Source organism: Achromobacter sp. Marseille-Q0513, assembly GCF_018195695.1.
Taxonomy (GTDB): domain Bacteria; phylum Pseudomonadota; class Gammaproteobacteria; order Burkholderiales; family Burkholderiaceae_B; genus Achromobacter.
In genome coordinates, this window is the sequence record NZ_JAGTJY010000211.1 from 1 (window position 1) to 9,863 (window position 9,863).

Sequence of the window (9,863 nt, forward strand, 5' to 3'; positions counted from 1 at the left end):
AAACAAGACCCCACACAGGAGACAACCGTGGGAGACATCGACTACCAGGCGATGGAGTTCGCCTATGAGAAGCGCGCCGAGCAGGACGCCGGCGCGCCCGCCCGGCACCCCGTGGTGGTGGTGGGCGCCGGCCCGGTCGGGCTGACCACCGCGCTGGACCTGGCCCGCCGCGGCCTGCGCGTGGTGGTGCTGGACGACGATTACCGGCTGTCGACCGGCTCGCGCGCCATCTGCTTCTCCAAGCGCACGCTGGAAATCTGGGACCGCCTGGGCGTGGGCCAGCGCATGACCGACAAGGGCGTGTCCTGGAACGTCGGCAAGGTCTTCTTCCGCGAGCAGGAAGTCTGGCGCTTCGACCTGCTGCCCGAGCCCGGCCACCGCCGCCCGGCCTTCATCAACCTGCAGCAGTACTACGCCGAGGGCTTCCTGTACGAGCAGGCCCGCGCCGAGCCGAACATCGACCTGCGCTGGAAAAACAAGGTCGCCGGCCTGGAACAGGACGCCGGCGGCGTGGCCGTCAGCATCGAGACGCCCGAAGGCCCCTACACGCTGCGCGCCGACTGGCTGATCGCCTGCGACGGCGCGCGCTCGCCGGTGCGCAAGCTGATCGGCCAGGAAAGCCACGGCCGCATCTTCCGCGACCGCTTCCTGATCGCCGACGTGAAGATGAAGGCCGACTTCCCGGCCGAGCGCTGGTTCTGGTTCGACCCGCCCTTCCACCCCAACCAGTCCGTGCTGCTGCACATGCAGCCGGACAACGTCTGGCGCATCGACTTCCAGCTGGGCTGGAACGCCGATCCCGTCGAGGCGGTCAAGCCCGAGAACGTGCTGCCGCGCATCCGCGCCCTGCTCGGGCCCGACACACAGTTCGACCTGGAATGGGTCAGCGTCTACACCTTCGCCTGCGAGCGCATGGACGCGTTCCGCCATGGCCGCGTGGTCTTCGCCGGCGACTCGGCGCACCGCGTCTCGCCGTTCGGCGCGCGCGGCGCCAACAGCGGCGTGCAGGACGCCGAGAACCTGGCCTGGAAGCTCAAGCTGGTGACCGACGGCCTGGCGCCCGAAACGCTGATCGACACCTACAGCGCCGAGCGCGAGCACGCCGCCGACGAGAACATCCTGAACTCGTCGCGCGCCACCGATTTCATCACGCCCAAGAGCGAGATCAGCCGCAGCTTCCGCAACGCGGTGCTGAACCTGGCCAAGACCCATCCCTTCGCGCGCTCGCTGGTCAACAGCGGCCGCCTGTCGCTACCCGCGACCTACGCCGATTCGCCGCTGAACACGCCGGACACCGCGGCCTTCTCCGGCCGCATGCGGCCCGGCGCCGTGGCGCTGGACGCGCCGGTGCGAGCCGGCGGCGAGCCGGGCTGGTGGCTGTCGCAGCTGGACGGCGATTTCGTGCTGGCGCTGTTCTGCCCGGATCAATCGCCCGACGCCGCCACGCTGCGCGCGCTGGCCGCGCTGCGCCTGGCGCCGGTGCCGGTCAAGGCCGTGCTGGTCGCCGGTCCGCAATGCGACGCCTCCGGCGTGCCGGCCGACGTCACGGTGGTGAGTGACGCCGAAGGCCTGCTGGCATCCCGCTATGACGCACGGCCCGGCACCGCCTACCTGATCCGTCCCGACCAGCACATCGCGGCGCGCTGGCGCGCCTTCGACGGCGTCGCCGTCGCGGCCGCGCTGAACCGCGCCATCGGCCGCGCCTGAGCCACAGGAGACAAGAACATGCTGATCACCGACACCAATCTGGCCGCGCCCGATGATTTCTACGAGGCGCTGATCGACACGCACCGCGACCTGAGCCTGGAGCAGAGCCAGGAACTGAACGCGGCGCTGATCCTGCTGCTGGCCAACCACCTGGGCGACATGGACGTGCTGCGCGAGGCGCTGCGGCAGGCGCGCGCCTCCGTCATGCCCGCCTGAGCGCCCACGGGACCGCTGCCGCGCAACGCGGCGGCGGTCCCGTTCCATTTCGCGCGCGGACTACCGCCCCACCGCGAAGGCGTCCACAATCAAGCCGCGCAGCCAGAGATTGCCGCCGTCGCGGTCATAGCGGCGCTGCCAGTACATATTGGTCTGCAAGGCCGGCACCTTCAGCGGCGGCGTCAGGAAGCGCAGACCGAAGGGCGGCGCCGCGCTGGCGGCCAGCTTTTCGGGCACGGTGGCCAGCAGGTTCGTCGTGCTGACGATGTACGGCACCGCCGAAAAATGCGGCACGCTGAAGTGCTCGGCCATGTCCAGGCCGGCGCGCTCCATCGACTGGTTCACCTGCCCATAGGGCGCGGCGCGCGACACGATCAGGTGGCGCTCGGCGCGAAACGCCTTCAGGCCCATGCCGGCGTGCGCCGTGGGATGCGCCTGGCGGAACAGCGTGGCATAGCCCTGGCGGAACAGCATGCGCTGCATCACGCCCGCCCCCATGTCGTCGAACGCGCCGATGGCCAGGTCCACCCGCCCGGCCTCCATTTCCCGAGCCAGCTCCGCGCCCTGCATGCGCACCGAATCGATGCGCGCCTGCGGCGCGACCTGGGCGCAGACCTCGATCAGGCGCGGCATGAAATGGATCTCGCCCACGTCGGTCATGGCCACGCGGAACCGCCGCGTGCTGGCGGCCGGAGCGAAGGCGTCCTGATCCTGCAAGGCCCCGGCCAGCAGCGCCAGCGCCTCGCTCACCGGCGCCGCCAGGCGCTGCGCGCGCGGCGTGGGCTGCATGCCCTGGGCGGTGCGCACGAACAGCTCGTCGCCGAACGCCTGCCGCAGGCGGCGCAAGGCATTGCTGACGGCGGGCTGGGACAGGTCCAGCCGGCGCGCGACGGAAGAGATGTTGCGGTCCTCCAGCAGATGCTGGAACAGCAGCAGCAGATTCAGGTCCACGTCGCGCAAGCCGGCCATCACGCCCCCTACTATTCACAAGATTTATAGTCTCTATTTTTACATTCCCGTAGCCTGATGGGGGGATTTTTCCGAAAATGGCGTATCGACCACTACAGTCCGGACCGCGCGGCCATGCACCGCGCGCCGCCACCAGGAGGATTCCATGGAACTGCAATACCAGACCGGCTTCGGCAACGACTGCGCCACCGAGGCGCTGCCCGGCGCCCTGCCGCAAGGCCGCAACTCGCCGCAGCAGTGCCCCTACGGCCTGTACGCCGAGCAGCTGTCCGGCACCGCCTTCACCGCGCCGCGCGCCGAGAACCGCCGTTCCTGGCTGTACCGCATCCGCCCCGGCGCGCAACACAAGCCGTTCGAGCGCCATGACGGCGCCGCCGGCTGGCTGAGCACCTTCGGCGAAGGCCCCGTCACGCCCAACCAGCTGCGCTGGAGCCCCCTGCCGATCCCGACCGCGCCCACCGATTTCCTCGACGGCGTGAAGACCTTCGGCGGCAACGGCGGCCCCGACGAACAGGGCGGCGTGGGCATCCACCTGTACGCGGCCAACCGGAGCATGAAGGGCCGCTATTTCTACAACGCCGACGGCGAACTGATGCTGGTGCCGCAACAGGGCCGCCTGCGCCTGGCCACCGAGCTGGGCCTGATCGACCTGGAGCCGCTGGAGATCGCGGTCATCCCGCGCGGCGTGCGCTTCCGCGTCGAGCTGCTCGACGACACCGCGCGCGGCTACATGCTGGAGAACTTCGGCGCGGCGCTGCGCCTGCCGGAACTGGGGCCCATCGGCTCGAACTGCCTGGCCAATGTGCGCGACTTCAAGACGCCCGTGGCCTGGTATGAAGACGTGGAAGGCGACTTCGAGCTGATCGCCAAGTTCACCGGCGGCTTCTGGCGCGCGTCCATCGGCCATTCGCCGCTGGACGTGGTGGCCTGGCACGGCACGCACGCGCCCTACAAGTACGACCTGCGCAACTTCAACACGATCGGTTCGATCAGCTACGACCATCCCGATCCGTCGATCTTCACGGTGCTGACCGCTCCGTCCGACACCCCGGGCACGGCCAACATGGACTTCGCCATCTTCCCGCCGCGCATCCTGGCGATGGAAAACACCTTCCGTCCGCCCTGGTTCCACCGCAACATCGCCAGCGAATTCATGGGCCTGATCCAGGGCGTGTACGACGCCAAGGCCGATGGCTTCGCGCCCGGCGGCGCCAGCCTGCACAACTGCATGAGCGGCCACGGCCCGGACGCCGAGACCTTTGAAAAGGCCTCGCACGCCGACACCAGCGCGGCGCATTACATCCGCGACACCATGGCCTTCATGTTCGAGACGCGCCGCGTGATCCGCCCGACCGCCCAGGCCCTGGCCTCGGTAGAATTGCAGGGCGACTACTACCGCTGCTGGCAGGACATCAAGAAGCACTTCGATCCGAGCAAGGCGTAACGCGCAGGCACCGCCTCGCGCGCCCGCGGCGATGAGCGCAAGCTCATCGCCGTTTGGCTTTTGGATTTTCCGCCGCCCGGCCCCACCCATAACCACATCGCAAGAGACATCCCGACCATGAGCACGACGATCAACGAGACCCACGACCCGTCCCTGAAGAGCTGGATCGCCAGCGCCAACAGCGAGACCACGGATTTCCCGGTGCAGAACCTGCCCTACGCGTCGTTCCGCCGCAAGGGCTCGCAGGAAGCCTTCCGCCCCGGCGTCGCGATCGGCGACCAGATCCTGGACCTGGCCGCGCTGGCCGCCCAAAAACCCTTCGAAGACAAGGCCGCCGAAGCGCTGGCCGCCTGCGCGGGCGACAGCCTGAACGCGCTGATGGCGCTGGGCCAGCCGCACTGGAGCGCGCTGCGCCTGGCGCTGTCGCGTGCCCTGCGCGAAGGCGCCGCGCTGCGCGCGACCATCGAGCCGCTGCTGGTGGCCCAGGCCGACGCCGAGTACGCCACGCCCGCCCGCATCGGCGACTACACCGACTTCTATATCTCGCTGCACCACGCCACCGCCGTGGGCAAGCAGTTCCGTCCCGACAATCCGCTGCTGCCGAACTACAAGTGGGTGCCCATCGGCTATCACGGGCGCGCCTCCAGCATCGGCGTGGACCAGAAATTCGCGCGCCCGGTCGGCCAGACCCGCCCGCTGAACGAGGGCGAGGCGCCGCAATTCGGCCCCTGCTCGCGCCTGGACTATGAACTGGAACTGGGTATCTTCGTAGGCACCGGCAACGCCCAGGGCGACCGCATCGCGCTGGCCGACGCCGAATCGCACGTGTTCGGCCTGTGCATCTTGAACGACTGGTCGGCGCGCGACATCCAGGCCTGGGAATACCAGCCGCTGGGCCCCTTCCTGGCCAAGAACTTCGCCTCGACGATCTCGCCGTGGATCGTGACCATGGAAGCGCTGGAGCCGTTCCGCACGCAGTGGAACCGCGCCGCGTCCGACCCGCAGCCCATGCCCTACCTGTCCTCGGACGCGAACCGCGCCAAGGGCGCCTTCGACGTGCGCATGCAGGTGCTGCTGACCACCGAGAAGTCGCGCGCCGAAAAGCAGGCGCCGGCGCCGCTGTCGGCCAGCAACTTCCGCGACGCCTACTGGAACGTGGCGCAGCTGATCACGCACCACACGGTCAATGGCTGCAATCTGCAACCGGGCGACATGCTGGGCACCGGCACGCTGTCCGGTCCGCTGCCCGCCGAGGCCGGCTCGCTGCTGGAGCTGACCCAGGGCGGCAAGACGCCGATCGACCTGCCGTGGGGCGAGAAGCGCACCTTCCTGCAGGACGGCGACCAGATCCTCATGCGCGCCGAATGCGTGAAGGCGGGCTATCCGCGCATCGGCTTCGGCGAAAGCGCGGGCACGGTGCTGCCGGCGCGCGCGTAAGCCGCGCGCGTCATCAGGATCGAGGCTTGGCGGCGTCCCGCGCCGTCAAGCCCTCGATTTCCTCGTCCTTGGCCTGCCACTGCTGGCCCAGCCAGTGGTGGAATTCCGCGCGGAACGCCTTGTCGCGGCTGTAGTCGGCTTCGCAGAAGGCCGGCGGCACGGGCAGCTGGCGCATGCGCACCCGCACCGTGCCCGCGCGGCCGCAGGCCAGGTCCCAGAAGCTGGGCGCGCCATCCGGATAGGCGATGGTGACGTCGATCATCGAACGGAAACGCGCGCCCATGGCATTGAGCGCCACCGCCAGCCCGCCCGCCTTGGGCTTGAGCAGATGGCGGTATGGCGCCCCCTGGGCATCGCGCTTGGCCTCCGAAAAACGGGTGCCTTCGGCGAAGATCATCACGCTGGTCGGCACCAGCGAGAACTTCTCGCACGCGCGCCGGGCGGCCTCCTGGTCCTGGCGTCCCAGGGCCGGATTGCGGCGCAGGTCGGCCTTGCCGTGGCGCTTCATGAACGGGAAATCCAGCGCCCACCACGCCAGCCCGATCACCGGCACATAGATGAGCTGCTGCTTGAGAAAGAACTTCAGCAGCGGAATGCGCCGATTGAGCGTGGCTTGCAGCACGAAGATGTCCACCCAGGACTGGTGATTGCAATTGACCAGGTACCAATCCGCGTAACGCAGGTCGGTATTGCCCTGCACGTCCCAGGGCGCGCGCTGGATACGCTCGAACCAGCAGCTGTGACAGCTGACCCAGGCCGTGGCGATGCCATTGAGCAGCGGATCGATGCGCCGTCGGACCGCCGCGAAAGGCAGCAGCAGCTTCAGCAGGGCCAGGGGGAACAGCAGCAGGCACCAGAACAGCGTGCTGGCACTGAGCAGCAGCGTGCTGAACACGCCGGTCAGCCAGGCCAGGCGGCCGCGAGGCACCGGCCAGGGGCGATGCCGCCGCGCGGCCGGCCTGGATGCGGATGCCTCGGAGGCTTCAGGCGCATCCGCGGCGCGGGCGTGCACCGGATCGGGAAGAGGATCAGGAAAAGTCATGAGCGCCAGTGTGCGAGGGCGCGCCTGCGGCCGGCTTGCGCAGGATCAAGCCGGTCTCAGGCGCCATCTGGGGGAAATCAAGGCAGACGGTATTTTTCCTCTCGGTAGACCCAGCTGGCCCACAGCGCGTGCGCCAGCGCCTCCTTGGACAGGGCCTCATCCGCCGGTTCCACCGGTTCATAGGTCTCGTCCTGTCCGACCGGCGCGGCGCGATACCTGAATTCGCGCGGCGCCTTGGCCGGCTCCAGCACCAGCAGCTTGTCGCCCTGCAGGTAGCCGAAGTTGTCAGCGTACTGCATCAGCGCGCGGTTCGGATCGCGCTGCGTCAGGTCGGCGCCCAGCATGGGGTTGACGTTGTCCAGGCCAATCAGCGACAGCAGCGTGGGCCCCATGTCGATCTGGCTGACCAGCCGCTCGTCCTGCCGCGGCGCGATGCCCGCGCCCAGGATCAGCGCGGGGATCTGGAAATGCCGCACCGGCACGGGAATGGAGCCGTAGACGCGCGAATCATGGTCGGCGATCACCAGGAACACGGTGTTGTTCCAGTACGGCGCCTGGCGCGCCTTGTCGAAGAACTGCCCCAGCGCCCAGTCGGCGTAGCGCACGGTGTTGTCCACGCTGGCGGGATCGCCCACCGGCTGGATGCGGCCGGCGGGGTATTCCCAGGGCGAATGGTTGCTGACCGAGAAGGCCAGCGTGAACACCGGCTTGTCGCCGTCCGCGCGCAACAGCCGGTCTACCTGGTTGAACATGTCCTCGTCGGACGCGCCCCAGGATCCCTCGAACACCGGATTCACGAACTTGGGACGGTCCACCACTTCGTTGAAGCCGTTGCCCAGGAAGAAGGCGCGCATATTGTCGAAGTGCGCCTCGCCGCCGTACACGAAGCGCGACTGGTAGCCATGCTTGCCCAGCACCTGCGCCAGCGTGAAGAAGCCGGTCTGCGAGCGCGGCAGCTTCACCACCGCGTCGGCCACGCTGGGCAGGAAGCCCGCCGTCACGGCCTCGATGCCGCGCACCGAGCGCGTGCCGGTGGCGTAGGCGCGGTGGAACATCCAGCCTTCCTTGCCCAGCCGGTCGATATTGGGCGTGAGATCGCGCCCGCCCAGGCTGCCCACATACTGCGCGCCCAGGCTTTCCTGCAGGATGATGACCAGGTTCAGCGGCTTGTCGCGGCGCACGCTGGCCTTCTGCTCGTGCAGGCTGGGATAGCGCGGATCCAGCGGCGGGCCGTCCATGCCGGCCTTGGCGTGCACGATGGCGTTCATCTCGTCCACCGCCATCTTCGGATACATGGCCGCCGACGAGCGCTCGTCGCGCATGCGGTAGGCGGCGTCGAACACGCTGTAGAGCGAATTGAGCGCCAGCGCGTTCATCAGCGAATCGGAGCTGTACGCCACCTTGGCCGGGTTGATGGGGCGATGCTCCAGCGTGCCGCGCGCGCCCAGCACCACCAGCGCCAGGATCAGCAGCGACGCCAGCGGCCGCTTCCACCAGGGCATGAACGGATCGCGCACGCGCGTCGGGAACAGCCTGACCGACAGCCAGGCCGCCACCAGCAGCACGACCAGCGCGGCCAGCAGCACGCCCTTGTAGCCCTGCCACAGCATGGCCCCGACTTCCTTCGGGTTCAGCAGATAGATGAAGTACAGGCGGTTCGGGCGCGTGTCATATTCGGCGATGAACTGCGGCGTGGACACTTCCAGCAGCACGTACAGCATCCACCAGACGCGGAACCACCAGGCGGTCGCGCGCGCGGCCCAGGCGCGGTGGCCGAACCACGGCGAGAACACCGCGGGCAGCGCGATCACCATGGACAGCAGGCACACATCGATGCGCAGGCCGCCGATCAGCAGCGGACCCAGGCCGCCGGCGGCCTGCACGCGGTCCCACTGCCAGAAGGCCAGGCCCAGGCGGCTGAGCGTCAGCAGCGCCAGCACCGCCAGGATGAATCTCAGGGTCAGGCGGCGCATCGGACGGCCCTCCGGGTCGCGATCGGGGTCCGCGCGGAACCGTCCGCGCCGCTGTATCTGATAGGCAAAGCCATGCCGTCCCGCCGTAGGGAATTGAAAACGGGCCAAGCGTAACGCAATCCGGCTTCAGCCGTTGGCGAGCGCGGCATGGTCGAAGACCTTTCTATTGCGCGCGGCGCAGGCGCTCCCGGCTGTTGCCGAGGTGCGTGCGCATGGCGGCCCGAGCGGCTTCGGCGTCCTGATGCAGGATCGCGCCGTAGATATCCTCGTGTTCCCGCTGCACGCGCGCCAGGTAGACGGACCGGTCTTCCTGGGCGAACCGGGCGGAATTGATGCGGGTGCGCGGAATGATGGCCGAACCCAGATGGGACATGAGGTCAGCGAAATAGCGGTTCTCTGTGGCCTGGGCGATCAGCAGGTGGAACTGGAAATCGGGCGTGATGGTGTCGCCGTCGCCGTCCAGCGCCCGCTGGAATGCGTCCAGCGCCTGCCGCATGGCATCGAGCTGCGCCTGGCTGCGCCGCGCCGCGGCCAGGCCGGCGGCCTCGCTTTCCAGGCAGATGCGCAGTTCCAGCAGCACCATCACATCGCGCGACGTGGCGATGTCGGCCGGATCGATGCGGAAATCATCGCCGCCGCTCGGCTCCAGCGCGTAGGTGCCCACGCCGTGATGGGTTTCGACCAGGCCCGAGGCCTGCAGGCGCGACAGCGCTTCGCGCACCACGGTGCGGCTGACGCCGAATTGCCGCATCAGCTCGGATTCGGTGGGCAGTTTCTCGCCGGGCCGGATCTGGCCGCCACGGATGCGTTCGGAAAAGCTCTCGACCAGGCCCTGGGCCAGGTTGCGTGGCCGACGCGGCAGCGGTGCGGGGATATCGGCGGGTGCATTCATCCGGAGGAGTCTGCCTGCGGTGGCTCGCGGTGGGGAGGGCCGGCGGGGATTAGGGGGCGGGGGACATTGGGTGGCGGGCGGGGGGGCCGCCCCGGCGGGGGCTTTTTCACATCTTACGGTGCCCACGGGACCCCCACTGGTGGGTTCCGGTGGTGGCGGCGGAGCGTAAAAAAAACAAAGAGA

General features: G+C 68.7%; 8 protein-coding genes. 4 read left to right on the forward strand and 4 right to left on the reverse strand.

All coding sequences use genetic code 11. From position 1 onward, the window contains the following. Positions 1-27: 27 nt before the first annotated feature. Both KDH83_RS27005 and KDH83_RS27010 read left to right on the forward strand, forming a co-directional pair. Positions 28-1,707 carry an FAD-dependent oxidoreductase gene (locus KDH83_RS27005; RefSeq protein WP_212321351.1) on the forward strand — a complete coding sequence of 560 codons (1,680 nt, stop codon included), beginning with the start codon at positions 28-30 and terminating at the stop codon, positions 1,705-1,707. Positions 1,708-1,725: 18 nt separating this feature from the next. Then, complete coding sequence (locus KDH83_RS27010) at positions 1,726-1,923, forward strand: DUF2783 domain-containing protein (protein ID WP_212321352.1); 198 nt, start codon at positions 1,726-1,728, stop codon at positions 1,921-1,923. A gap of 60 nt (positions 1,924-1,983) precedes the next feature. Here KDH83_RS27010 and KDH83_RS27015 read toward each other — a convergent pair whose 3' ends face one another. Beyond that, on the reverse strand, positions 1,984-2,892 hold the full coding sequence (locus KDH83_RS27015; protein WP_212321353.1) for a LysR family transcriptional regulator: 909 nt from the start codon (positions 2,890-2,892) through the stop codon (positions 1,984-1,986). Positions 2,893-3,037: 145 nt separating this feature from the next. On the opposite strand from KDH83_RS27015, the gene hmgA reads away from it, so the two are divergent. Next, the gene (gene hmgA / locus KDH83_RS27020) at positions 3,038-4,336 is read left to right on the forward strand and encodes a homogentisate 1,2-dioxygenase (protein WP_212321354.1); all 1,299 of its coding nucleotides are present in this window, start codon (positions 3,038-3,040) and stop codon (positions 4,334-4,336) included. A 117-nt stretch (positions 4,337-4,453) separates the two neighbouring features. Further along, the gene (fahA, locus tag KDH83_RS27025) at positions 4,454-5,773 is read left to right on the forward strand and encodes a fumarylacetoacetase (RefSeq protein ID WP_212321355.1); all 1,320 of its coding nucleotides are present in this window, start codon (positions 4,454-4,456) and stop codon (positions 5,771-5,773) included. A gap of 13 nt (positions 5,774-5,786) precedes the next feature. Here fahA and KDH83_RS27030 read toward each other — a convergent pair whose 3' ends face one another. The 3 genes from KDH83_RS27030 to KDH83_RS27040 form a co-directional block, all read right to left on the reverse strand. Then, positions 5,787-6,701, reverse strand: coding sequence for an acyltransferase (locus KDH83_RS27030; protein ID WP_349291679.1), 915 nt, complete (start codon positions 6,699-6,701; stop codon positions 5,787-5,789). 191 nt (positions 6,702-6,892) lie between these two features. Then, positions 6,893-8,788, reverse strand: coding sequence for an LTA synthase family protein (locus KDH83_RS27035; RefSeq protein WP_212321365.1), 1,896 nt, complete (start codon positions 8,786-8,788; stop codon positions 6,893-6,895). Between the two features lie 163 nt (positions 8,789-8,951). Beyond that, on the reverse strand, positions 8,952-9,680 hold the full coding sequence (locus KDH83_RS27040; protein ID WP_212321367.1) for a FadR/GntR family transcriptional regulator: 729 nt from the start codon (positions 9,678-9,680) through the stop codon (positions 8,952-8,954). Positions 9,681-9,863: the final 183 nt, after the last annotated feature.